Genomic DNA, 24914 nt, shown 5'->3' on the forward strand with positions numbered 1-24914 from the left:
TCGCCGAGGAGGTTGCCGCCGCTTCAATCCGGTCCGAAGACCCTCTCGAAGCGAGCCGCTCATTCTGCGGCCACTTCCTCGAATCGTCAACACCTTTGTCGCTGAAGTCGTTGATTCGAGAACCCTTCCGTTTGCCGCGCTTTGCGAGGCGCCCGTGTCGGGAGGAGCGGAAGTATGGGCGCTTTTGCCGCGCTTGGGAAGAGGCGGCGGGAAATATTTTTCCGCGCCGCCCGCCGCTCAGCCCGCCACCAACGCCACGCGCGCGAAATTGCGCTTGCCGACCTGGATCACGCCCTCGAAACCCGGCGCGAACTGGCGCTGCGGATCCTCGACGACTTCGCCCTCGACCCGTACCGCGCGCTCCTTGAGCTTGCGCATCGCCTCGGAGTTGCTGGGCGTCAGCCCGGCGGCGGTCAGCAGCGCGGCGATGCGCAGGCCTTCCGCCGGCACCTGGACCTGTTGCAGCGGCAGCAGCGAGGTATCGCCCTGCCCGGTGACCACCGCATGCCAGCCGGCGACGGCCTGCTCGGCGGCGGCCGCGTCGTGGAAGCGCGTGGCCAGTTCGCGGGCCAGGCGCAGCTTCACGTCGCGCGGGTTGAGCTGGCCGCTCTCCACGTCGCCGCGCAGCCGCTTGGCCTCGGCGGCGGAGATCTCGAAGCTGAGCAGTTCGATCCAGCGCCACATCAGGTCGTCGCCGATCTTCATGGCCTTGGTGACGATGTCGATGGCCGGCTCGCTGATGCCGATGTAGTTGCCCAGCGACTTGCTCATCTTGTTGACGCCGTCCAGGCCTTCCAGCAACGGCATGGTCAGCACGACCTGGGCAGGCTGGCCATGGTGCTCCTGCAGCCCGCGCCCCATCAGCAGGTTGAACTTCTGGTCGGTGCCGCCGAGTTCGACGTCGGCCTCCAGGGCGACCGAGTCGTAGCCCTGCACCAGCGGGTAGAGGAACTCGTGGATGGCGATCGACTGCTGCGCGGCGAAGCGCTTGGCGAAGTCGTCGCGCTCGAGCATGCGCGCGACGGTGTGCTGCGCGGCCAGCTTGATCATGTCGGCCGCGTTCATCCGGCCGAACCATTCGGAGTTGAAGCGGACCTCGGTGCGCCCGCGGTCCAGCACCTTGAAGACCTGCTCCTCGTAGGTGCGGGCGTTGGCCAGCACGTCCTCGCGGGTGAGCGGCTTGCGGGTGACGTTCTTGCCGGTGGGATCGCCGATCATGCCGGTGAAGTCGCCGATCAGGAAGATCACCTGGTGGCCGAGGTCCTGGAACTGCCGCATCTTGTTGAGCAGCACGGTATGGCCCAGGTGCAGGTCGGGCGCGGTGGGATCGAAACCGGCCTTCACCCGCAACGGGCGGCCGCTTTTCAGGCGGGTTTCCAGCTCTTCGGGCTTGAGGATCTCGTCGGCGCCGCGGCCGATGAGAGCGAGCGAATCTGCGATCGAGGACAAAGGAGGGCTCCAGCGGCGCTGCGCCGCACAAAATCGCCGGCGATGTTAAACGGGGGTTAATTCGACGACAAGGCAAAAAATGAACAGGCTCAATGGTTTGACGCGCTGTTGATGGGTCTCTATGGTACCGGCGTTTGAGCTCGCGCTTCGAGCAGAGGAACCGGTAGATGCATAACTCCGAACAGGGCCGCGCACGCAAACAGCGCATCCGGGAACGCCTCCACGTCCTCCACGACACGGCCCTGCATCGAAGGCTCAAGCAGCATCTCCCCGCCGCATTCAACGAGCGCTGGACGCGCCGCCACTGGATCCACGCCAGCCTGTTCGCGACCATCGGGGCCCTGGTGGCGACGATCGTGCCGGGCTTCTCCAACGCGATCGACCCGTCGCTGGCCAGCCGTTCCACGCTGCCGCTGCCGTTGCCGCCGCTGTCGCTGGCCGAGAAGGCTCCGGCCCACAGCGACAGCTGGCAGATCGTCCATATCAAGCCGGGCCAGACCCTGAGCAGCCTGTTCGGCGAGCTGGGCATCCCGACCGTGGTGATGTACCAGGTGCTGGAGCACCCGGGCGTCCGCGACGTGCTGACCAAGCTGCGCCCCGGCGCCGAACTGGCGTTCGACCTGCCCAAGCAGGGCCAGTTGCGGGCGCTGCGGTTCGACCGCGATCCCAGCCACCGGATCGAGCTGCAGCTGCAGGGCGATGCGATCCGCGAGAAGGTGACCGAGCGTGCGACCGTGACCCGCACCGTCGTCACCAGCGGCGAGATCACCAGTTCGCTTTACGCCGCCGCCGGCAAGGCCGGGTTGCCGCTGTCCGCGGTGGCGACGATGACCGACGAGATCTTCAAGTACGACATCGACTTCGACAAGGACCTGCAGCCGGGCGACCGCTTCAGCGTGGTGATGGACGAGACCTGGCGCGAAGGCGAGCGCATCGACACCAGCAAGATCCTGGCCGCCACGTTCACCACGGGCGGCAAGACCTACACCGGCTTCCGCTTCGAGCGCGCCGGCAAGCCGGCCGAGTACTTCGACATCAACGGCCGCCCGCTGAAGAAGAGCTTCATCCGCATGCCGGTGGCGTACAGCCGGATCAGCTCGACCTTCGGCGCGCGCAAGCACCCGGTGCTGGGCACGATGCGGATGCACAAGGGCATCGACTACGCGGCGCCGTCGGGCACGCCGATCATGGCCGCCGGCGACGCGCGCGTGCAGTTCGTCGGCCAGCAGCGCGGCTACGGCAACGTGGTGATCCTCGACCATGGCCGCGGCTACAGCACGCTGTACGGGCACATGTCGCGCTTCGGCAAGGTCAAGGCCGGGCAGCGCATCAACCAGGGCACGGTGATCGGCTACGTCGGCATGACCGGCCTGGCGACCGGCCCGCACCTGCACTACGAATTCCGCGTCAACGGCACCCAGCGCAACCCGGCGTCGGTGACGATGCCGCCACCGGAGCCGCTGAAGGGCGCCGAGCTGGCCGCGTTCCGCGCCCAGACCACGCCGGCGATGGCCCGCATCAAGGGCATGGAGCAGTTGATGTTCGCCGACGCCGGCGGCGAGAAGCCGGCCCGCAAGGGCGAGAAGAGCCGCGGTTGAAGAGCCGCCGGGCGCAGCGCGCGTCCGGTGCTTGCCGCCATCCGCCGCGATTGACCCGAGGCGCGCGCGGGCCGAAGCTGCGCCGTCTCCCCTGCCCGGTCCACGCATGCCATCCGCTCCCTTCTTCATCGGCCTGATGTCCGGCACCAGCGCCGATGGCATCGATGCCGCGCTGGTCCGCTTCCACGAAGGCGACGGTCCGCGCTGCGAACTGGTCGACGGACTGACCGCGCCCTGGCAGCCGGCGCTGCGCGAGGAACTGGTCGCCCTCGGCCAGGGCGGCGATGCCGGCTCGCTGGACGTGCTGGGCCGGCTCGATGCGCAGGTCGGCATCGCGTTCGCCGAGGCGGCGAACCGGCTGATCGCGCAGAGCGGGGTGGACCGCGCGCGCATCCGCGCGATCGGCTCGCATGGCCAGACCGTGCGGCACCGCCCGCTGGCCGATCCGGCATTCACCTGGCAACTGGGCGATGCGCACCGCATCGCCGAGCTGACCGGGATCACCACGGTGGCCGATTTCCGCCGCCGCGACGTCGCTGCCGGCGGCCAGGGCGCGCCGCTGATGCCGGCCTTCCACCTGGCGATGCTCGGGGCCGCGCACGAGGACCGGGCCGTGCTGAACCTGGGCGGCATCGGCAACCTCACCCTGATCCCGCGCACCGGCACCGTCCTCGGCTTCGATACCGGGCCGGCCAATGCCTTGCTCGACAGCTGGTGCCAGCGGCATCTCGGGCAACCATTCGATGCCGGCGGCGCGTTCGCGGCCAGCGGCCAGGTGGACGAGGCGCTGCTGTCGGGCCTGCTCGCCGATCCCTGGTTCGCACTGCCGCCGCCGAAGAGCACCGGCCGCGAACAATTCCACCTGGACTGGGTGGAGGCGCGCCTGGGGGCGACGCCGCGTGCCGCCGCCGACGTGCAGGCGACGTTGCTGGAACTCACCGTGGCGACCGTCGCAGAGGCCTTGCACCGGCAGCAGCAGGATACGCGCCGGGTCCTGGTCTGCGGCGGCGGCGTGCGCAATCCGGTGCTGATGGCCCGGTTGGCGGCCCGGATGCCGGGCACGGTGGTCGAGTCGAGCGCGGCGCACGGGCTGGACCCGGACTACATGGAGGCGATGGGCTTCGCCTGGCTGGCCGCCGAGGCGCTGGCAGGACGCCCAGCCAACCTGCCTTCGGTCAGCGGCGCGCGCGGGCCGCGCATCCTGGGCGCGATCCATCCGGCCTGAGCCGCGCCGGGCCGGATGCGCAATAGCCCGTCCCTGCCCGCGCAGGGACCGCACGGATCAGAAATCGCTGCCGGCCGGCAGGGCCTTGAGCGCGGCGATCGCCTCGGCGAGGGCATCCACTTCCGGGTGCCGCAGTCCGCCATGGACTTCCTGTTCGCTGGCGAACAGCCCTTGTTCGAGCAGATTGACGACCGTCTGGTACTGGGTCCAGCCCCGCGCCACGGAAATGCGCCGGATGCGGTCCACCAGCATCGGGTCGATGTCGCGCAACACCAGATCGGTCATGTCACTCCCCAGCGACGACGTACCGGATCCCCCGGTGCGCATGATCGGCAACTGGGCAGCGTCTTTCAATCCGCCACCTTGCCGGGCGAAGAGCGTTCGCGGATATGCGGCCACAGCCACGCCAGCAGCAGCAGCGTGGGGATCACCGTCAACGCGCTCAGGACGAAGAAGGTGCTGTAGGAGGTCGCCTCGACGATGAACCCGGACGCGCCGCCGACGAACTTGCCGGGCAGGTTGGCCAGCGATGCCAGCAGGGCGTACTGGGTCGCGGTGAAGTTGCGGTCGGTCAGCGACGACATGAACGCCACCAGCACGGTGCCGGCGAACCCCTGCGACAGGTTGTCGGCACCGATCGCCGCGAAGAACGCCCACTCCTGGCCGGGGTGCTGCGCCATCAACAGGTAGGCCACGTTGGACAACGCCACCGCCAGGGCCGCGACCAGCAGCATGCGGCGGAACCCGAACGCCGCCAGGCACACGCCGCCGGCGAAGGCGCCGACGATGCCGATCCACACGCCGAACAGCTTGGAGACGGTGGCGATGTCGGCCTTGGTGTAGCCCGAATCCAGGTAGAACGGCCCGGCCATCACCCCGATCACCTGGTCCGGGAACTTGAACAGGCCGACGAACAGCAGCAGCGCCAGCGCCAGCACCACGCCATTGCTGCCGAAGAAGCTGCCGACCGGCTGCCAGAACGCGCCGACCACGTCGATCCGGCGCGCCACCGTCGCCTCCGGCGCGACCGGCTCGCGGCAGGCCAGGGTGGTGGCGGCCGGCAGCAGCATCAGCCCCGACATGGCCACGTAGGCCCAGCTCCAGCCGAGGAACTCGGCCAGGTACAGGGCGCCGGCGCCGCCGAGGATCAGGCCGATCCGGTAACCCAGCGTATAGGTGGCGGCCAAAGCGGCCTGGGCGCTTTCCGGGGCGATCTCGATGCGGTAGGCGTCCACCACCGCGTCCTGGGTCGCACCCCAGAACGAGGCCACCAGCACCCAGGCCACCAGCCCGGCCACGCCCAGGTCCGGCCGCGAGAACGCCAGCGCGAACAACCCCGCCATCACGCCCAGCTGCGATACCAGCAGCCAGGAGCGGCGGCGCCCCAGGAACGCCGTGAGCGGGAAGGCGTAGCGGTCGATCAGCGGCGCCCACAGGAACTTGAGCAGGTAGAAGAAGCTGGCGAGGCTGATCAGGCCGATGCTGCCCAGGTCCAGGCCGACGTCGCGCAGGCGCGTGGACAGGGTCTGCGAGGCGATCAGCAGGAACGGCAGGCCGCTGCCGAAACCGAGGAAGGCCATGGCCGCCGCGGACGGCGTGGCGAAGGCACGGCGGATGCCCTGCCAGCCCTTGTAGGAGACCGGCTGTGCGCCCGCGGCGGGATCGGCTTGGCTCACGGCGCGTAGTCCACCGTGAACGGCGCATGGTCGGAGAAGCGCTGCTCGCGGTAGATCGAGCAGCTCCGCAGCCGCTCGCGCAGCCCCGGGGTCACGAACTGGTAGTCGATGCGCCATCCCACGTTGTTGGCGCGCGCCGCGCCGCGGTTGCTCCACCAGGTGTAGTCCTCGCCGGTGGGATGCAGCGCGCGGTAGCTGTCGACCCAGCCGCGCCCGGCGGCGAGGTCGGCCTGTTCCGGGAGATCGGCGCAGAGGCCGTTGAGCCAGTCGCGCTCGGGCGGCAGGCAGCCGGAGTTCTTCTGGTTGCTGGTCCAGTTCTTGATGTCGAGCCGGCTGCGCACGATGTTCCAGTCGCCGCACAGCACGTAGTCGCGGCCGCTGGCCAGCCATTCGTCGAGGATCGGCCTGAGCCAGTCCATCACCTGGAACTTGTAGCCCTGGCGCAGCTCGCCGGAGGACCCGGACGGGATGTAGAACGAGACCACGCTCAGGTTGCCGAAGCGCGCCTCCAGGTAACGCCCCTCCTCGTCGAATTCCGGCCAGCCCAGCGCGGTGCGCAGCTCGTCCGGCTCGCGCTTGGCATAGATCGCCACGCCGCTGTAGCCCTTCTTGGTGGTGGCGTCGCGGAACCAGGCCTTGTAGCCGGCCGGCAGGAATTCCGGCCCGGCCAGCTGGTGCTCCTGGGCCTTGGTCTCCTGCACGCAAAGCACGTCGGCCTGCTGGCCGGCGAACCATTCGAAGAAGCCCTTGCTGGCGGCCGAGCGCAGGCCGTTGGCGTTGAAACTGATGATGCGCATGGGGACGGCGATTGGAGATGGGGATTCGCGGAAGCGTACCCCATTCGGCCCCCGGCGCCCGGACCCGCTATGCTTTCGCGCATCCAGAACCCCACTCCGGAATTCTTCTCCATGTCCGACCACCGCCACCGCTTCCTGCAGCTGGCCCTGGACGCCGATGCGCTGCGCTTCGGCGAGTTCACGCTGAAGTCCGGGCGCGTCAGCCCCTACTTCTTCAATGCCGGGCGCTTCGACTCCGGCGCCCGCACCGCCGCCCTGGCGCAGTGCTACGCCGACGCGATCGACGCGGCCGGGCTCGAGTTCGACCTGGTGTTCGGGCCGGCCTACAAGGGCATCCCGCTGGCGACCGCGCTGGCCTGCGAATACGCCCGGCGCGGGCGCGACCTGCCGTTGGCGTTCAATCGCAAGGAGGCCAAGGACCATGGCGAAGGCGGCACCCTGATCGGCGCGCCGCTGGCCGGGCGCAAGGTGCTGATCGTCGACGACGTGATCACCGCCGGTACCGCGATCCGCGAAGCGCTGGCGATCATCCGCGCCGCCGGCGGCACCCCGGCCGCGATCGTGGTCGCGCTGGACCGGCAGGAGATCGCCTCCGAGGACGACCGCCGCTCGGCGGCACAGGCGGTGGCGGCCGAGGCCGGCATCCCGGTGGTGGCGGTCGCCAACCTGGGCGACCTGCTTGCATTCGCTGCCGGAAACGCCGACCTTGTCGGCTTCCGCGAGCCGCTGCTGGCCTACCGCGGGCGCTACGGAACCGACGCGTAATCGCGCGCCCCGCGCATCCGTGCGCGGGGACGCAAACCGACAGACAGCAGGGGGCTGCCATGAGGTCGAACCAATCCCGCCGGGCGGCGCTGGGTGCCGCGCTGGTCGCCTGCATGGCCGTTCCCGCGGCCGCGCAGGACAAGCCGGCGGCGAACAAGAAGCTGTATTGCTGGAACCAGGACGGCCAGCGCATCTGCAGCGACACCCTGCCCCCGGAAGCCGTGAACCAGGCCCGCGACGAGTTCAACGCCAGGAGCGGCCTGCGCAGCGCCGAGGTCGAGCGCGCGCTCAACGCCGAGGAGCGCGCCGCCGCCGCCGCGGCCGAAGCCCAGCGCCGCGCCGACGAGGCCGCCGAGCAGACCCGCAAGCGTACCGACCAGGCGATGCTGATGTCCTACCAGACCGAGGACGACCTGCGCCGCGTGTTCAACGAGCGCACCACCATCATCGACAACAACGTGCGCACCGCGCGCTACAACGTCGCCAGCCTGCGCGAGGACCTGGTGACCCTGCTGCGCAGCGCCGGCGAACGCGAGCTGGCCGGGCAGAAGGTCAGCGACAAGCTCGCCGGCGACATCCGCCAGCGCCATGCCGCGCTGGTGTGGCAACAGCAGATGCAGGCGAATTTCGAGCGCCAGCGCCGCGAACTGGATGGCGAGATCGACGGCATCCTGCAGCGCTACCGGGCGTTGAAGGGCGCGTCGGCCGGAATCCCGGACGTGCCTGCCCGGGGCTAGGCGCCGTTCGCGACGACCGGGAACCGCAAGCAGGAGCCCCGGCGTCCTCGCGAGAACGGGAATGACGGCGAGAGAAGGCGTGGGCGGTAGGAGTGCGTGAAAGACGCGGGATCTTCGATCCCCGGGCATCGGGCATAGCCTGACGACGCTCGCCGTGCGAGCGAGTAGTTTGCAAGTGGCGATCCGCCTTCGCGGGAATGGCGGTAAAGGGATCGCGTGCGAACTGAAGCACACCCGCAATCCCCCGCCGCACTCAGAACATCACCGCCCCGTCCGGCAACAGCGGCCGCAACTGCGCACGGAACACCTCCTGGATCCGCGCCAGTGCCGTCTCGTCGTCGGCCTCGAAGCGCAGCACCAGCACCGGCGTGGTGTTGGAAGCGCGCAGCAGGCCCCAGCCATCGGCGAAATCGGCCCGCAGCCCGTCGACCGTGGACAGGCGCGCACCGGCGAACGCGCCTCCCTCCTCGGCGCTGGCCGCAGCGACGAAGCGCTCCACCAGCGCATGCGGAGACGCCTCGACCGGCACCTTGATCTCCGGCGTCGCCACGCTCGACGGCAACTCGGCCAGGATCTCCGACAGCGGCTCCTCGCGCTGCGCCAGGATCTCGAGCAGGCGCGCGGCCGCGTACAGGCCGTCGTCGAACCCGTACCAGCGTTCCTTGAAGAAGAAATGGCCGCTCATCTCGCCGGCCAGTTCGGCGCCGGTCTCGCGCATCTTGGCCTTGATCAGCGAGTGGCCGGTCTTCCACGTCATCGGGCTGCCGCCGTTGCGCAGCACGAAGTCGGTCAGCCTGCCGGTGCACTTCACGTCGTAGATCACCAGCGCGCCGGGATTGCGCTGCAGCACGTCGGCGGCGAACAGCATCAGCAGCCGGTCCGCGTACACCATCGCGCCCTCGCGGGTGACCACGCCCAGGCGGTCGGCGTCGCCGTCGAAGGCGATGCCGAGGTCGGCGTCGAAGCGCTGCACCATCTGCGCCAGGTCGTCGAGGTTGTGCGGCTCGCTCGGGTCGGGATGGTGGTTGGGAAAGGTACCGTCGATGTCGCAGTACAGCGGAATGACGTCGGCGCCGATCGCCTCCAGCAGGCGCGGCGCGATCTCGCCGGCGGCGCCGTTGCCGGCATCGGCCACGACCTTGAGCGGGCGATCCAGCTGCACGTCGTCGGCGATGCGCTGGATGTAGTCGTCGCCGACGTCCCGCTGTTCCAGCGCGCCCGGTTCTTCGGCGCGATGCAGGCGGCCCTCGCTGATGCGCTGGTACAGCTCGGCGATGGCCTCGCCGGCCAGGGTCTCGCCGCCGACCACGACCTTGAAGCCGTTGTATTCCGGCGGATTGTGGCTGCCGGTCACCGCCACGCAGCTGCCGGCATGCAGATGATGGGCGGCGAAGTAGACCACCGGGGTCGGCGCCAGGCCGATGTCGATCACCCGGCAGCCGGCACGGCGCAGGCCTTCGATCAACCCGCCCGACAGCTCCGGCCCGGACAGCCGGCCGTCGCGGCCGACCACGACTTCGCGCAGCCCTTGCGCCTGCATCACGCTGCCGATGGCCTGGCCGATCAACGTGGCCACGCCCGCGGTGAGTTCCTTGCCGACCACGCCGCGGATGTCGTACGCGCGGAACATGCCCGGCGCCACCTGCACCGGCGCTGGCGCCGGCTTCTGCTCCGCCTCGGGAGCGCCGGCGGCAGGCGCCGCCGGTATTTCCTGCATGGCCTCGCGCAAGGTCGGTGCATCCTGGTCGCCGCCCGCGTCCGGACGGCCCCGCGCCAGGCGGATGCGGCCGCGCTCGAGGGCCATCACCAGGACCGCCACCAGCACCAGCAGCGCGGCGACGACCAGGCTCGGGAGCGCGCCGATGCCCAGCGGGCCGCTGTCGGGTTCTTCGGTCGCCGCGGCGATGCGCAGCCCGCTCTTGCCGACCGGGCGGGCCATCGATTCGCCGCCGGCCCCGAGGGCGGCAACGCCCTTTTCCACCACGTTGTAGCCGCCCTGGCGCAGCGCCAGGTAGGCCTGCGACGGCAGATCGACCCCTTCCAGCGGGGCGGTCAGCTTCGACAGCGGCAGGCGCGCGTAGACCAGCGCCGGCGCCGATCCCAGCGCGACCGGCGCCGCCACGCCGAGTTGCGCCTTGCCGCCGTCGCGCACCACCTGCGCCATCGCCTGCCCGCTCGCCTGCGCGCCTTCCAGCAGCGCCAGCCGGGCATAGCCGAAGCGCTCGGGCTGGGCGTAGGCATCGGCCAGGTCGGCCGGCAGCACCTGCACGTCCTGGACACCGGGGAACCCGCCGTGGATCGCGGCGGCGGCGGCCGAGGCATCGCCGCCGGCCAGCGCCGCCGCCACGCGGGCGTCCTTGAGCAAGGCATCGAGCTGGCGGGTCTGCGCGGCCAGGGCCTGCGCGACGCCGTCCACGGCCTGGTCGCGCGCCTGCCGGACCCGCTCGGCGGTCGCGTCCGCGCGCCATTGCGCGTAGCCGCTCCAGCCCAGCCAACCGGCCAGCAACACCAGCAGCACCGCCAGCAGCGGCGCAGCCTTGCGCAACTCAGCAGGCCGGAGCCTGCCTTCGTGTGCCTTGCTCATGGTGACGATCCCCTGTCAGCGCACGCCGGTGTGGCCGAATCCACCCGCTCCTCGTGCGCTGTCGGCGAAAGTATCCACCACCTGCAAGGCAACGCGCACGATCGGCATCACGACCAGCTGGGCGATGCGGTCGCCCGGCTCGATCGTGAAGGCCTCGCGGCCGCGGTTCCATACGCTGATCAGCAGCGGCCCCTGGTAATCGGCGTCGATCAGGCCGGTGCCGTTGCCGAGCACGATGCCGTGGCGGTGCCCGAGCCCGGAGCGCGGCAGCACGATCGCGCACAGGCCGGGGTCGGCGACATGGATGGCGATGCCGCTGGGAACCAGCGCGGCGTCGCCCGGCTGCAATGCCAGCGGCGCCTCCAGGGCGGCGCGCAGGTCCATGCCGGCGCTGGCCTCGGTGGCGTAGGCCGGCAGCGGCCAGGCGTCGCCGAAGCGCGGGTCGAGCAGCTTGACCTGCAACGGCTGGGGCGCGCTCATGCCTGCAGCCTCTCGGCGATCAGGTCGAGGAGCCGCTCGGCCAGTTCGGTCTTGCTGCTGCTCGGGAACGCCCGCTCGCCCCCTTGCCAATAGGCCGTGGCGGCGTTGTCGTCGCTCTCGAAACCGCCGCCGGCGATGCCGACCTGGTTGGCGATGATCAGGTCCAGGTGCTTGGCGGCCAGCTTGCCGCGCGCGTACTTCTCCACGTCGTGGGTCTCGGCGGCGAACCCGACCACCAGCTTGAGCGTGCCGGTCTGCGAGGCGACCTCGGACAGGATGTCGGGGGTGCGCACCAGTTCCAGCGTCAGCGTGTCGCCGGTCTTCTTGATCTTCTGGTCGGCCACGCGCCGAGGGGTGTAGTCGGCGACCGCGGCCGCGCCGATGTAGATGTCGGCCGGCAGCGCGCCGAGCACCGCCTCGCGCATCTGCGCGGCCGAGCGCACGTCCACGCGGGCCACGCCGGGCGGCGTCGGCAGGTGCACCGGCCCGCTCACCAGCACGACCGTGGCGCCCTGTGCGGCGGCCGCGCCGGCCAGCGCATAGCCCATCTTGCCGCTGCTGCGGTTGCCGACGTAGCGCACCGGGTCTAGGTCTTCGTAGGTGGGGCCGGCGCTGATGACCACGCGCAATCCCTTCAGCCGCCCCGCGGGTGCGGCAGGCACCGACGCGGCCTTGGCCGAGGCCGCGTCCGCCAGCGCGGCCACGATCGCGTCCGGCTCGCTGAGCCGGCCAGGGCCGGATTCGCCTTCGGCCAGCGGGCCGTCCTCCGGCCCGACCACCTGCACGCCGCGCGCGCGCAGCGTGGCGAGGTTGGCCTGGGTCGCCGGATGCAGCCACATGCGGTGGTTCATCGCCGGGCACACGGTCAGCGGCGCGGTGGTGGCCAGGCACAAGGTGGTCACCAGGTCGTCGGCCAGGCCGTGCGCCAGGCGCGCCAGCAGGTCGGCGGTGGCCGGCGCGACCACCACCCGGTCGGCCCAGCGCGCCAGTTCGATATGCCCCATCGCCTGCTCGGCCGCGCTGTCCCACAGCGTGGTGCGGGTCGGCTGGCCGGACAGGGCCTGGAAACTGAGCGGGGTCACGAACTGCTGCGCGCCCTCGGTCATCGCGACCTGGACCTGCGCCCCGGCGTCGCGCAGGCGCCGCACCAGTTCGAGGGATTTGTAGGCGGCGATGCCGCCGCCGACGCACAGCAGCACGCGCTGTCCGTCCAGTGGGCGTGCCTGAATGGAGCCGGTCACGTCGGGGATTTCCTACCGTTTCAAGGACAACTAGATTAGCCCAAGCGCCATGGCGGCCTGATGCCCCGGGCGCATGAGCAGCGGCAATCTGGCCATATGCACATCCGCGACTGGCCCTCCACCGAACGTCCCCGCGAAAAACTGCTGGCCCGCGGCGCCGGCGCGCTGTCCGACGCCGAACTGCTGGCGATCTTCCTCGGCTCGGGCCTGAAGGGCCGCGACGCGGTGCAGACCGCGCGGGACCTGCTGCAGGCGCATGGCCCGCTGCGGCGGCTGCTCGATCGCGCACCGGCCGAACTGGCCCGGTTGCCCGGACTGGGCCCGGCGCGGGCCTGCAAGCTGGCCGCGGCGCTGGAACTGGGGCAGCGCCACGTGGCGGCCGAACTGGAACGCGGCAGCACCCTGAATGATCCGTTCAGCGCCGGCCAGTACTTCGCCCGGCGCCTGCGGGCGCAACCGCAGGAGGTGTTCGCCGGGCTGTTCCTGGACAACCGCCACCGCGCCCTGGCCTTCGAGGAGATGTTCCGGGGCACGATCGACGGCACCGAGGTGCATCCGCGCGAGGTGGTGCGCCGCGCCCTGGCCCACAACGCCGCGGCGGTGATCGTCGGCCACAACCACCCCTCCGGCAACCCGGAGCCGTCGGCGGCCGACCGCGCGGTCACCGAGCGGCTGCGCAACGCCCTGAACCTGGTGGACGTGCGCCTGCTCGACCACTTCGTGATCGGCGACGGCCCGCCGGTGTCGATGGCCGCGCGCGGCTGGATCTGAAGGTGCCGGAACCCGGGGCTCGAGGCTCGAAAAGCAAAAGCCCGGGGGAGCAGTCTCGCTCTCGATCTCCCGAGTCCCCCGGCAGCTGAACCGTCCCCCGGGCCCCACCTCGCCCGGTCGGTTAAAATCTCCCGTTTCTTGCTCCAAGCAGACCCCGACGTGAAACCCCAACTCCGCGCCCTGATTGGCCAAGGCATCGAAGCCTTGCGCGCCAATGGCACCCTGCCCGCCGACACCCTGCCGCCGGACTTCGTGGTCGAGCGCCCCAAGACCCGCGAGCACGGCGATTTCGCCACCAATGCCGCGATGCTGCTGGCCAAGGCCGCCCGCACCAATCCGCGTGCCCTGGCCCAGGCGCTGGTCGATGCGCTGCCCGCCAGCGACGACGTGGCGCGCGTGGAGATCGCCGGACCGGGCTTCATCAATTTCCACCTGGCCCCGAGCGCCTACCAGCGCGAGGTGGTCACAGTAATCAAGCAGGCCCACGACTACGGCCGCGGACTGGCCGGCAAGGGCCATACCGTCGGCGTGGAATACGTCTCGGCCAATCCGACCGGGCCGCTGCACGTGGGCCACGGCCGCGCCGCGGCGATCGGCGATTCGCTGGCGCGCCTGCTGGAAGCCAACGGCTGGAACGTCAAGCGCGAGTTCTACTACAACGACGCCGGCGTGCAGATCGAGAACCTGACGCGCTCGGTGCAGGCGCGCGCGCGCGGCCTCAAGCCCGGCGACGCCGACTGGCCGGCCGAGGCCTACAACGGCGAGTACATCGCCGACGTCGCCCGCGCCTACCTGGCCGGCGAGACGGTCGACCTTGAAGGCATGCTGGTCACCGGCGCCAGGGATCCGGAGGACCTCGAGGCGATCCGCCGCTTCGCCGTGGCCTACCTGCGCAACGAGCAGAACCACGACCTGGCCGCGTTCCGGGTCGATTTCGACATCTATTTCCTGGAAAGCTCGCTGTACAAGGACGGCAAGGTCGAGGAAGCGGTGCAGAAGCTGATCGCCTCCGGCCACACCTACGAGGAAGGCGGCGCCCTGTGGCTGAAGACCACCGACTTCGGCGACGACAAGGACCGCGTGATGCGCAAGTCCGACGGCACCTACACCTACTTCGTGCCGGACGTGGCCTACCACCTGACCAAGTGGCAGCGCGGCTACGAACGCGCGATCACCGAACTGGGCGCCGACCACCATGGCTCGCTGGCGCGGGTGAAGGCCGGCCTGCAGGCGCTGGAGGTCGGCATCCCGCAGGGCTGGCCGGAATACGTGCTGCACCAGATGGTGACGGTGATGCGCGGCGGCGAGGAAGTGAAGCTGTCCAAGCGTGCCGGCAGCTACGTCACCCTGCGCGACCTGATCGAGGAGACGAGCGCCGACGCGGTGCGCTGGTTCCTGATCGCGCGCAAGCCGGACTCGCAGCTGACCTTCGACATCGACCTGGCCCGCCAGCAGAGCAACGATAACCCGGTGTTCTACGTGCAGTACGCGCATGCGCGCGTGTGCAGCCTGCTGCGCCAGGCGCAGGAGAAGGGCCTGGACTACGACCAGGCGGCCGGCATCGCCGAGCTCGCGCGCCTGGACGACGAGACCTCGCTGTGGCTGATGATCGAGCTGTCGCGCTACCCGGAAGTGGTCGAGGCCGCCGGCCAGGCCCTGGAACCGCACCAGGTCGCGCAGTACCTGCGTGAATTGGCGCATGCATTCCACACGTGGTATCACGGCACCCCGGTGCTGGTGGACGATGCCGGCGAGCGCAACGCCAAGCTCACGCTGGCGCTGGCCGCGCGCCAGGCGCTGGCCAACGGCCTGGAGATCCTCGGCGTCAGCGCACCGGAAAAGATGTAACGGGCCGCGAGGCCCTTCGCAGTGATCGGAGAGAAAGCGAGTCATGGCAGCACGACGCGGTAAGAGTCAGGCACGGCGCAATACCGGCAACGGCACGCCTGCCTGGGTGTGGCTGGTCGCCGGCGCGGCGATCGCCGCGGTGGTGTTCCTGGCCGCGCCCGGGTTGTTCAAGAAGGAAGGCGACGGCTTCCTGCGCGCCGGCCCGCGCCCCAATCCGGACGCGCAGCCGGCGCCGGTGGCCGATGCCGACGTGGACGCGCCGGCCGAACTGCCCAAGCCGGCGGTGACGCAGCCCGCGAAGCCGGCCAGCGGCCAGCCGACGCAGTACGACTTCTACACGCTGCTGCCCGGCAAGGAAGTGCCGATGTCCGATGCCGAGCTGGCCGCCAGCGCGCGCGCCGAGGAGGCGGCACGCGCCAAGGCGGCGCTGGAAGGCAAGCCGGTGCCGCCGTCGCCGGTCGCCGCGGCCTCGACCGCGCCGGCCCCGATCCCCGAGACGCCAGCCAACGCCGCACCGCCCCCGCAACCGGCACCGGCCCGTACCGCCGCCGCCACGCCCGCACCGGCGGCTTCCGGCTCCGCGGCCACGAACCCGCCGGCGGCCCCGGCGGGCAGCCCGGCCGCGCCGGCCGACAACGCGCGCTACATCCTGCAGGCCGGCTCGTTCGGCGCGTCCGGCGATGCGGAGTCGACCAAGGCCAAGCTGGCGATGCTGGGCCTGGCCGCGCGCGTCGAATCGGCCGAGATCGGCGGCAAGACCGTCTATCGCGTGCGGATGGGGCCGTACGGCACTGCCAGCGAACTGGCCGAAGCCAAGCAGAAGCTCGCCGGCACCGGGCTGCCGGCGATCGCGATCAAGGCGCAGTAACACCGCCTTGGCGGTGTTACCCCAAGGTTTGCGGAGCAAACCTTGGGCCCCATGCCCTTTATCCCCATATCCCCGCGCCTGTCGGCGCGCCCCCTTGACTCAAGGGGCTGTTTCCTCGGTTGGCATGCAGGGGGAACACCGGGAAAACTTCCTGTAGGGCAGTGGCCCCATGGGACCGCCGTCCCGCAATGGTGAGAGAATCGGCGGGTTTCTCCCACAAGGAATCCGCGATGACCAAGACCGCTTTCATCACCGGCGCCACGTCGGGCTTCGGCGCCGCCGCCGCGCGCCGCTTCGCTGCCGCAGGCTGGAACGTCGTCGCCACCGGCCGCCGCGCCGAACGCCTGCAGGCCCTGGCCGCCGAGCTGCCGCCGGGCCAGGTGCACGTCGCCGCGTTCGACATGCGCGACGGCGACGCGCTGGAAGCGGCGATCGCCGGCCTGCCGGACGCCTTCGCCGGCATCGACGTGCTGGTCAACAATGCCGGCCTCGCGCTGGGCACCGCGCCGGCGCAGCAGGCCGACCTGGCGCAGTGGCGGCAGATGATCGACACCAACGTGACCTCGCTGGTGACGCTCACCCACCGCCTGCTGCCGACCCTGATCGAGCGCAAGGGCGCGATCGTCAACATCAGCTCGGTCGCCTCGACCTACCCCTATCCCGGCGGCAACGTCTACGGCGGCACCAAGGCCTTCGTGAAGCAGTTCTCGCTGGGCCTGCGCTCGGACCTGCACGGCACCGGCGTGCGCGTGACCAGCATCGAGCCCGGCATGGCCGAAACCGAGTTCACGCTGGTGCGCACCGGCGGCAACCAGGCCGCTTCCGACGCGCTGTACCGCGGCGCCGACCCGATGACGGCCGAGGACATCGCCGAGCAGATCTTCTACGTCGCCACGCTGCCGCCGCACCTCAACATCAACCGGCTGGAGATCATGCCGGTCAACCAGTCGTTCGCTGGATTCCAGGTCGCAAGAGAGAACGTCTGACCGCACGGTTCCGGGCACCTTCTCCCACTATGGGAGAAGGTTGTCTTGACCGTGGCAACATCGGCAAGGCCCGTCGGGACTGAAGTCCCTCCCATAAACCGAACTCCCTCCATAAAAGGCCGGCTTCAATCCGGTCCGCTCCGCCCCCTGTCGGAACCGGATCACCCGGTCTACGCAGGCTGCGCCGACGCATCGATTTCCGCCGGCGATGCCGCTTCCTGCGACTGCCGGGCCGGCAGCAAGTTCCAGCGCTGCAGGTGCCCGATCGCGGTGGCGACGCCGTCCTCGGCGCGGATGCGCTCGCCCAGCTGTCGCGCGGCCTCGCGCATGCCGGACCGCAACGCCTGGCGCAAGGCGATCGCCAGCGCCGGCGCGTCCAGCTTGCGCCGTTCCAGCGCCGGTGGCGCGACGCCACGCTGGGCCAGGCAATGCGCCCAGAATGGTTGATCGCCGTAGAACGGCACCACCACCGAGGGAATGCCCGCCGCCGCCGCCGCGCCGGTGGTGCCGGCACCGCCGTGGTGCACCGCCACGGCCATGCGCGGGAACAGCCAGTCGTGCGGCGCGTGGTCGATGTGCAGGACCTGCGGGTCGGCCTGCGACGTCGCGCTCAACCCGCCCCATCCGCTGGCCAGGACCGCGCGCACGCCGCAGGCGCGCACGGCCTCGGTCACCACCGACGTGAGCGCATCGGCGTCGCGGCTGGTCATGCTGCCGAAGCCGACGTAGACCGGCGGCTCGCCCGCGTCCAGGAACGCCTGCAACGCCGGCGGCGGCGTCCAATGCGCGTCGCGCAGCTGCCAGTAGCCGCAGACCTGCACGCTTGCCGGCCAGTCCTGCGGGCGCGGCAGCACCTGCTCGCTGTAGCCGTACAGCACCCGCATCGACTCGGGCCGGCTGAAGTACGGTCCATACCAGGGATAAGGGCGAAGCCCGAGCTGAGGCCGCACGATCCCGTCGATCGCCGGACGCATCGCCTGCCACGCCAGCAGGCGCAGCAATTGATAGGCACCGACGTTCAACAGGCCAGGCAACCGTTTGCCGGCCAGCGCCACCGGCGGCAGGTGGCGCGAGGGCGTCAGCGGCTGCAACTGCGTGAACGCGACCGGGATCGCGTACACCTCGCCCAGCGCGGCGGCGAGCAGGCTGGCGCTCCCGGTGCCGAGGATCAGGCCGGCGTCGGCGCAGGCGGCGCGCCCCTGCTCGGCCCAGTCCCGCGCCCAGGCCGACATCTGCGCGCGGAACACGCGCAGCATCGCGCCCATGTCCAGGCCGCGCTCGGCGATGCTGCGGTCGCCGCCCAGCAAGGCCTGGAAATCGCCGGTGAGCGGGCGGAACTCGATGCCGTGCGAAGCGATCATGCCGGCGAAGTTGGCGCTGGTCAGGATGCGCACCGCCTGGCCTTGCCGCTGCAGCCCGCGCGCCAGCGCGAGCAGCGGCCGGATGTCGCCCTGGGTACCCAGCGTGATGATGACCACCGGCCCTTCGCGCTGCGCCATCGTCGCGGACTCAGGCATAGGACACGTCCGCGATGGCTTCGTCCGCCGCCGGCACCGCGGCGGTGGCGGCCTGGCGATCGTCCTGCCGGGGCCGCTGCAGGTGCTCCCGCACGAACGCGGCGATCGCCGGCGCGTGCTGCGGGCCGAGCATCGACTGGTGGTCGCTGTCGATGGCGCGGCTGCTCAGCGAACGCACGTGGCCGCGCCAGGCGTCCGGACGGTAGTCCATCGCCGCGGACAGGTCGATCTGCGGGCGTACCGCCGCTTCGACGAACAGCAGGTCCACGTCCAGCCGCGCCGGGCGATAGCGCCGGGCCAGATCCAGGTGGCGGTGGGTGAGCGTGCCGATGTTGTCGAGCAGTTGCGGTTCGCGTTCCAGCAGTTGCCGTACCAGCGGCAGCGACAGGAGCCCGTAGTGCTCGCACACCAGGGCGGCCATCTCCGCGGTGGTGGCCGGCACCGGCTGCCCGGGCGCGGGCTGCAGCCCGAGGAAGCGCACCGCCGCCTGCACGCGCTGCGATTCGTCCAGCGCCTCGGCCTGCTCCAGGTGCGGGTAGGCGTCCAGCATCGCCAGCAGCTCCACCTCTTCGCCTTCGGCGCGCAGCAAGGTGGCGATCGCGTGGGCGATCAGGCCGCCCAGCGACCAACCCAGCAAGCGGTAGGGACCGCGCGGCTGCACGCCGCGGATCCTGGCCAGATAGTCGGCCGCGATGTCCTCGATGCGCTCCGGCAGCGCCTCCACGGCGCGCAGGGCGGGCGACTGCAGGGCGTACACCGGCCAATGCGCGTCCAGCGAGCCGAGCAGGGTGAGGTAGGACCAGCCCAGGCCCACCACCGGATGGATGCAGAACAGCGCGGTACGCCCGGGCTCGCCTTCGCGCAGCTTGAGCACGCCGGCGAGCGGGTCGCCCTGCGGGCCTTCCGCGCGCCGCATCGCCGCGGCCAGGCCGGCGATCGTGGAAGCGTGGAACAGGCTGCCCAGCGGCAGCTCGACCCCGAACCGGTTCGGGAACTGCGCCAGCAGTTCGGCCGCGGTGAGCGAATCGCCACCCAGCTCGAAGAAGTTGTCGTGGATGCCGATCCGCTCCACGCCCAGCAGCGACTGCCACAGCTCCGCCAGCTGCCGCTCCAGCGCGTCGCGCGGCGCGACGAAGCTGCGCACCTCGCTGCGTTCCGGCGGCGGCAAGGCCTTGCGGTCCAGCTTGCCGTTCGGCGTCAGCGGCAGCGCCGGCATCGGCACGAACGCCGAGGGCACCATGTAGGCCGGCAGCTCGCCCTGCAGGTGCGCGCGCAGCGCTTCGGCGCTCGGGGCCAGGCCGTCCCTGCCGACCACGTAGGCCACCAGTTGCTGCGCGCCCTGCCCGTCGCCGTGCCCGACCACCAGCGCGGCGGCCAGTTGCGGGTGGCGCAGCAGCACGCTCTCCACCTCGCCCGGTTCGACCCGGTGGCCGCGGATCTTGAGCTGGGCGTCGGCGCGGCCGACGAATTCGAGCACGCCGTCCTCGCGCCAGCGCACCAGGTCGCCGGTGCGGTACATGCGGCCCTCGCCGCGGAACGGGTCGGGCAGGAAGCGCGCCTGGGTCAGTTCCGGGCGGCGCCGGTAGCCGTGCGCCACGCCCTCGCCGCCGATGTACAGCTCGCCCACCGCGCCGGGCGGCAACAGGCGGCCGCCGGCATCGAGCACGTACAGCCACGTGTTGCGCAGCGGCCGGCCGATCGGCGGCAGCGCCGCGTCGATCGCCTGCAACGGCATGATCGTCGACCAGATGGTGGTCTCGGTCGGCCCGTAGAGCTGGGTGACGCGCGCGGCGCGCTGCAGCAGCCGCGTGGCGAGTTCGCCGCTGAGGGCCTCGCCGCCGACCAGCGCATGCACCGCTCCCAGCTCGGCGTCCTCGTTGGCCAGCAGGATGCGCCACAGCGACGGCGTAGCCTGCACGAGGCTGATGCGTTCGCTCGCGAGCAGGCGCGCCAGCGCGCGCGGATCGTGCGCCAGCGCGGCCTGCGCGATCACGGTGCGCGCGGCAGTCAGCAGCGGCAGGTACAGCTCCAGCCCGGCGATGTCGAAGGTGATGGTGGTCAGCGCCAGCACGCGGTCGTCGGCGTCCAGCGCAAGGTCCTCGCGCATCGACAGCAGGAAGTTGGCCAGCGCGCGATGGCCGACCTCCACGCCCTTCGGCGTCCCGGTCGAGCCCGAGGTGTAGAGCACATAGGCGACGCCGTCGGGGTCGGCGCGCAGCGGCGCGATCTCTTCCGCGTCGCTGCGCAGGTCCAGCCATTCGACGCCGCCCTGCGCATAGCGCTCGCTCAACGCGGGTTCGCACACCACCGCGATCGCGCCGGCATCGGCCAGCATCCGGCGGTTGCGCTCGACCGGTCCGTCCGGGTCCAGCGGCAGGTAGGCGGCGCCGGTCCACATCACCGCCAGCAGCGCCACCAGCAGGGACTCGCCGCGCGGCAGCATCACCGCGACGACGTCGCCGGGCTGCACGCCGTCCTCCATCCACTGCGCGGCCAGGCGCCCGCTGCGCTCGTACAGCGCGCGCCGGCCCAGCGTGCGCTCGCCGTGCTGCACGGCGATCGATTCCGGATCCGCCGCCACCTGCCGCTCGAACAGGTGCAGCAGCGTGGCCGGCTCCGGCAGCGCGGCGGCGGTGTCGTTCCAGTCGTGCAGCAGGAGGCTGCGCTCGTCCTCGCCCAGCAGGTCGATCGATCCCAGCGGCTGGCCGGCGTCCTGCAGCACCGCATCGGCCAGGCGGACCAGGCGATCGCAATGCGCGTCGATCTCGGCGCGCTCGTACAGCGCCGGGTTGGCGTCCAGGTCGAAGCGCAGCGGCTCGCCGTTGCCGCGCTCGTAGAAGAAGATCGTCAGGTCCTCGGCCGAGCCGTTGGAGAGGTTGTGCGGGATGGCGCGCGCACCGCCGAAATCCAGCGCGTAGTCGAACGCCTCCACGTTGACCGCCAGACGCGCCAGTTGCTGGTCGTAGCCGACCAGGCCCAGGTCGCGGCGGATGTCCTCGTAGCGGTACTGCTGGTGGCGCAACGACTGCCGCACCACCGAGGCGACCTGTCCGAACAGCGCATGGAACGGTTCGTCGGCGCGCATCGCCAGGCGGATGAACACCGCGTTGGCGACCATGCCCGGCGTATTGCGGTACTGCGCGTTGACGCGACCGGTCACCGGCATGCCGAAGATCAGGTCCTCCGCGCCGGTCAGGCGGTGGTAGTACGCCCCGACCAGCGCGATCAGCACTTGCGGCAGGCTCGCCCCATGCGCGCGCCCGAGCTCGCGCAGCCGCTCGACCTGGTCGCTGGAGAGATGGCCCGTACCGCGCAGCAGCCCGCCCTTGGTGAAGTCCTGCCGCCGGGCCAGCGTGACCGCCGGGGGAGGATCGGCCAACTGCTTCAACCAGTATTCGCGATCGCGGCGATTGCGGTCGGAGGCACGATACGCCTCTTCCAGCTCGACCAGCCCGGCCATCGGCAGCGCGGTGCACGGCGGCGGCTCGGCGTCGGCGACCAGCGCGCTGTACACCTCGGCCAGGCGCTGCGCCACCATGCCGCCCGCGTAGCCGTCGACGACGAGGTGGTTGACGATCTGCACCCACAGGTAATGCTCGTCCCCGAGCCGGAACAGCGCGCAGGTCCATAGCGGGCCGTTCCGCAGGTCGTCGGCGCGTTCGAGTTCCCCGGCGATCCAGCGCTCGGCCGCCGCGCGCGGCCTGGGCTCGGTGGACAGGTCGAAGTACGGGAACGTATGCAGGTACTCCGGATCGACGATCTGCCGCGGCACGCCCTGTTCTTCGACGATGCGCACGCGGATGTTGTCGAACTCGTCGGCCACCCGGTGCGAGGCGCGCAGCAGCAGTTCGGGGTCGATCGGCCCGAGCAGCTCGAGCGCCTCGGCCATCTTCAGCGACGTGGCCGGATTGATTTTCTGCCCGACCCATAGCCCGCGCTGGGCCGTCGTCAAGGGCAGGGAAGCGCGGTGAACTCCGTTCATGGGGCGTCCTCGTATGTGCGGGGGGAGAGATGGCCCGCACCGGCCCCGACGCACAGCCTTCTCTGCAATGCGCATCGCGCACCGGCTCGATCATCCGTGTGGCATTCGCGAACGGAATGGCACCACAAGCATGGGCGCCGGCGCCCCGGCGAGGCGCCGCACGAAAACGTTCAAACCCATTCCCCGAAGCATCATTCTGCGCCCAGCCCTGGCGCGCGGATGCGGCTTGGACTGGAGCACGCTCGCCACCAGATCATCGATAGCGGGTCCGCTGGATCGAAGCACGCCGGCGACATCGGCAATGTGCATTTTCGGCAACGCCATTCGCGCCTCCCCAGTTAAGGACGAGGCCGCGATCGCAGTCACGATTTCGCCGGCCGTGCTGCACATTCGAATGCGGCATTGCGTCGATCAGCCACTGTTTTTTCGTGCTTTTTCCGCGCGCATCGCGCCGGCGCGCGCAAGCTTCACGCCGCTGTCACGCGCCATCCGCGTCGTGCCGGGAACTTCGCGCCATGCCAGTCGCGCGCACGGCACGACCTCGGTCGCGGACGGCGCGATGCCCACGGCGAACCGAGGAACGGATGCGATCTTCGCGTTGGACGATGCGCTTCCGGCCGTCCCTCGTTCAAGGGGATCGGCGCAGCGCCTAGAGATAGCGCAACCAGGCCAGGTCGCGCCGGCGCGCCTTGAACTGGGCGAAGGCGCGCGCCGGCCAATACAGCGCCAGCGCCAGCAGCAACGTGCAGGCCGGCAGTCCGGCGATGCCTTCGAACCCGTACTGGCCATCGTGGTTGGTCCCCAGGACGGCTTGCGCCCCGAGTTGCAGCAGCTTCAGCACGTACAGGTGCAGCAGGTAGAAGAACATCGGCGCGGCGCCGAACAGGGCGAGCCAGCGCTGGCGCTGCAACGGCGCCCACTCGAACACGCGCAGCGCCAGCAGCACGATGCCCAGGGTGAGCGACAGGAACAGCAACGACGGCGGGTACTTGGTGACGTTGAAGAAACTCATCGCCGTGCGCACCGGGTCGGCAAAGGTGGTCCATGGCTGGTCGCCGTAGCCGTTCCAGGCGCGCACCAGCACGAACACCGCCAGCGCCGCCACGCCGGCGGCGAGCAGGCGGCGTTGGCGCGCCCGCGGCGCCGGCATGGCGTACCAGGGTCCCATCGCATAGCCGAGCGCGATCACGCCGATCCAGGGCAGCACCGGGTACGAGGTGCGCAGACGCACGCCGTCGGCCAGCACGATCCAGTCGCGCTGGTGCAATACCTTCCAGAGCACCGCCAACGCCCCATCGCCCTGCACGCGCACGCCGTCCAGCAGGTTGTGCCCGGCCACCAACGCGAAACCGACCGCCGCCAGCCAGGGACGCGGCATCCACAGCAGCACCGACAGCGCCAGCATGCTCAGGCCGATCGCCCAGATCACCTGCAGGTAAACGGTCCGGGGCGGGAAATCGAAAGTCCAGGCGAAATTGACCAAGGTCAGTTCCAGCACCACCAGGAACAGGCCGCGTTTGGCCAGGAAGATCGCCGTGGCGCGGCACGGATCGGCCTGGCGCTGCCCGTACAGCCATGCCGACAGGCCGGTGAGCAGCACGAACGCCGGTGCGCACAGGTGCGCCAGCAACCGGCACAGGTACAGCGCGGGCGAGACCGTCTCCACGCCCATCGGATCGGCGACTTGCTGGTGCAGGTAGAAGGTCTCGCGCACGTGGTCGAGCAGCATCAGCAGCATCACGCTGCCGCGCAGTTGGTCGATGGAAGCCAGGCGCGGGGAGCGAGGGGTCGTGTCGGGCATTACGGCAGGGCAGTCTCTTATTGATACTTTATAACATACTCACGGTGCCGCCCGGCATGCCGCCCTACACCTTGCCCGACCTGCGGAAATGCCCCGGGTCGCCGCGCAGCGCCACGCCGTGCGCGCCTGGCCCTGAAACCGGGCACGCATGCACCCGCGATGCCACGCGCCGTCGCGGTTCTACGCGTACTGCGCCTCCCCCAGCCCGAACGACCAGTTCTCCCGCGAGGTCTCCACCAGGTTGATGAACACGTCCTCCGCCCGCAGCCCGGGCGACTGCACCAGCTTCTCGACGATGCGCCGGTACAACGCCTTCTTCTGCGTCACGCCCCGCGACGCCGAGCACGTGATGCGCACGAACACCAGCTCATCGCTGCGCTGGATGCCGAGATAGCCCGGGTCGTAGAAGAATTCATCCGCCTCGTGCTGGTTCACCACGACGAAACGATCGTTTTCCGGCACCTCGAAGGTTTCCCGCAACGCCGCGTAGACGCCCTCCTGGATCGCATGGAGGCGCTCGGAGGTGGTGCGGCGCAGGTCAATCTGGATCAGGGGCATGGTCGTGACTCCGTAAGCAGGAACGAAAGGA

Annotated in this window: 20 protein-coding genes; 8 read left to right on the forward strand and 12 right to left on the reverse strand. The window is 70.6% G+C overall.

What is annotated here, in order from left to right:
* Positions 1–237: 237 nt before the first annotated feature.
* Positions 238–1449 (reverse strand): tyrosine--tRNA ligase, encoded by a 1212-nt coding sequence (tyrS, locus tag FD678_RS19115; RefSeq protein WP_140727747.1) that lies wholly within the window; start codon positions 1447–1449, stop codon positions 238–240.
* A 167-nt stretch (positions 1450–1616) separates the two neighbouring features.
* Here tyrS and FD678_RS19120 point away from each other — a divergent pair, with 167 nt between their 5' ends.
* Together FD678_RS19120 and FD678_RS19125 are read left to right on the forward strand one after the other, a co-directional pair.
* Positions 1617–3047 (forward strand): M23 family metallopeptidase, encoded by a 1431-nt coding sequence (locus tag FD678_RS19120; RefSeq protein ID WP_140727749.1) that lies wholly within the window; start codon positions 1617–1619, stop codon positions 3045–3047.
* A 106-nt stretch (positions 3048–3153) separates the two neighbouring features.
* Positions 3154–4272, forward strand: coding sequence for an anhydro-N-acetylmuramic acid kinase (locus tag FD678_RS19125; protein ID WP_140727751.1), 1119 nt, complete (start codon positions 3154–3156; stop codon positions 4270–4272).
* Positions 4273–4329: 57 nt separating this feature from the next.
* On the opposite strand, the gene FD678_RS19130 is transcribed toward FD678_RS19125, so the two are convergent.
* The 3 genes from FD678_RS19130 to FD678_RS19140 all read right to left on the reverse strand — a co-directional run bounded on the left by FD678_RS19130 (position 4330) and on the right by FD678_RS19140 (position 6745).
* Complete coding sequence (locus FD678_RS19130) at positions 4330–4557, reverse strand: hypothetical protein (RefSeq protein ID WP_140727753.1); 228 nt, start codon at positions 4555–4557, stop codon at positions 4330–4332.
* 65 nt (positions 4558–4622) lie between these two features.
* Positions 4623–5948, reverse strand: a complete 1326-nt coding sequence (locus tag FD678_RS19135; RefSeq protein ID WP_177497913.1) for an AmpG family muropeptide MFS transporter — start codon at positions 5946–5948, stop codon at positions 4623–4625.
* On the reverse strand, positions 5945–6745 hold the full coding sequence (locus FD678_RS19140) for an exodeoxyribonuclease III (RefSeq protein ID WP_140727758.1): 801 nt from the start codon (positions 6743–6745) through the stop codon (positions 5945–5947). The genes FD678_RS19135 and FD678_RS19140 overlap by 4 nt, the downstream gene beginning before the upstream one ends.
* Before the next feature lie 111 nt (positions 6746–6856).
* Between FD678_RS19140 and pyrE the strand changes: the two genes are divergently transcribed.
* Both pyrE and FD678_RS19150 read left to right on the forward strand, forming a co-directional pair.
* Positions 6857–7510: an orotate phosphoribosyltransferase gene (gene pyrE / locus FD678_RS19145; protein ID WP_140727760.1), complete on the forward strand. Its 654-nt coding sequence runs from the start codon at positions 6857–6859 to the stop codon at positions 7508–7510.
* A gap of 59 nt (positions 7511–7569) precedes the next feature.
* Positions 7570–8247: a hypothetical protein gene (locus FD678_RS19150; protein WP_218569868.1), complete on the forward strand. Its 678-nt coding sequence runs from the start codon at positions 7570–7572 to the stop codon at positions 8245–8247.
* 253 nt (positions 8248–8500) lie between these two features.
* On the opposite strand, the gene FD678_RS20805 is transcribed toward FD678_RS19150, so the two are convergent.
* From FD678_RS20805 to coaBC, 3 genes are read right to left on the reverse strand one after another with little or no spacing between them, the layout of a single operon-like run.
* Positions 8501–10831 (reverse strand): phosphomannomutase/phosphoglucomutase, encoded by a 2331-nt coding sequence (locus tag FD678_RS20805; protein ID WP_140727763.1) that lies wholly within the window; start codon positions 10829–10831, stop codon positions 8501–8503.
* Positions 10832–10846: 15 nt separating this feature from the next.
* Positions 10847–11311 (reverse strand): dUTP diphosphatase, encoded by a 465-nt coding sequence (dut, locus tag FD678_RS19160; protein ID WP_140727765.1) that lies wholly within the window; start codon positions 11309–11311, stop codon positions 10847–10849.
* Positions 11308–12552: a bifunctional phosphopantothenoylcysteine decarboxylase/phosphopantothenate--cysteine ligase CoaBC gene (coaBC, locus tag FD678_RS19165; protein WP_140727768.1), complete on the reverse strand. Its 1245-nt coding sequence runs from the start codon at positions 12550–12552 to the stop codon at positions 11308–11310. The genes dut and coaBC overlap by 4 nt, the downstream gene beginning before the upstream one ends.
* Positions 12553–12648: 96 nt before the next feature.
* Here coaBC and radC point away from each other — a divergent pair, with 96 nt between their 5' ends.
* The 4 genes from radC (at position 12649) to FD678_RS19185 (ending at position 17025) form a co-directional block, all read left to right on the forward strand.
* Entirely contained in the window at positions 12649–13323 is a 675-nt protein-coding gene (gene radC, locus FD678_RS19170) for a RadC family protein (protein WP_140727770.1), read from the forward strand.
* Positions 13324–13482: 159 nt separating this feature from the next.
* On the forward strand, positions 13483–15171 hold the full coding sequence (argS, locus tag FD678_RS19175) for an arginine--tRNA ligase (protein WP_140727772.1): 1689 nt from the start codon (positions 13483–13485) through the stop codon (positions 15169–15171).
* A gap of 43 nt (positions 15172–15214) precedes the next feature.
* Positions 15215–16039 carry an SPOR domain-containing protein gene (locus FD678_RS19180; RefSeq protein WP_140727774.1) on the forward strand — a complete coding sequence of 275 codons (825 nt, stop codon included), beginning with the start codon at positions 15215–15217 and terminating at the stop codon, positions 16037–16039.
* 230 nt (positions 16040–16269) lie between these two features.
* On the forward strand, positions 16270–17025 hold the full coding sequence (locus FD678_RS19185; protein WP_140727776.1) for an SDR family NAD(P)-dependent oxidoreductase: 756 nt from the start codon (positions 16270–16272) through the stop codon (positions 17023–17025).
* A gap of 170 nt (positions 17026–17195) precedes the next feature.
* On the opposite strand, the gene FD678_RS19190 is transcribed toward FD678_RS19185, so the two are convergent.
* The 5 genes from FD678_RS19190 to FD678_RS19205 all read right to left on the reverse strand — a co-directional run bounded on the left by FD678_RS19190 (position 17196) and on the right by FD678_RS19205 (position 24883).
* Positions 17196–18542, reverse strand: a complete 1347-nt coding sequence (locus FD678_RS19190; RefSeq protein WP_140727778.1) for a glycosyltransferase — start codon at positions 18540–18542, stop codon at positions 17196–17198.
* Complete coding sequence (locus FD678_RS19195) at positions 18535–22524, reverse strand: non-ribosomal peptide synthetase (RefSeq protein ID WP_140727781.1); 3990 nt, start codon at positions 22522–22524, stop codon at positions 18535–18537. Before FD678_RS19195 ends, FD678_RS19190 begins: the two co-directional genes overlap by 8 nt.
* Positions 22525–22935: 411 nt before the next feature.
* Positions 22936–23091, reverse strand: coding sequence for a hypothetical protein (locus tag FD678_RS20330; RefSeq protein ID WP_177497915.1), 156 nt, complete (start codon positions 23089–23091; stop codon positions 22936–22938).
* Positions 23092–23173: 82 nt separating this feature from the next.
* Complete coding sequence (locus FD678_RS19200) at positions 23174–24325, reverse strand: DUF1624 domain-containing protein (protein WP_140727783.1); 1152 nt, start codon at positions 24323–24325, stop codon at positions 23174–23176.
* Positions 24326–24505: 180 nt separating this feature from the next.
* The gene (locus FD678_RS19205; protein WP_140727785.1) at positions 24506–24883 is read right to left on the reverse strand and encodes a tautomerase family protein; all 378 of its coding nucleotides are present in this window, start codon (positions 24881–24883) and stop codon (positions 24506–24508) included.
* Between the last annotated feature and the right edge of the window lie 31 nt (positions 24884–24914).

Origin of the sequence: Pseudomonas sp. Hp2, from assembly GCF_006386585.1 — a bacterium.
Lineage (GTDB): Bacteria > Pseudomonadota > Gammaproteobacteria > Xanthomonadales > Xanthomonadaceae > Pseudomonas_S > Pseudomonas_S boreopolis.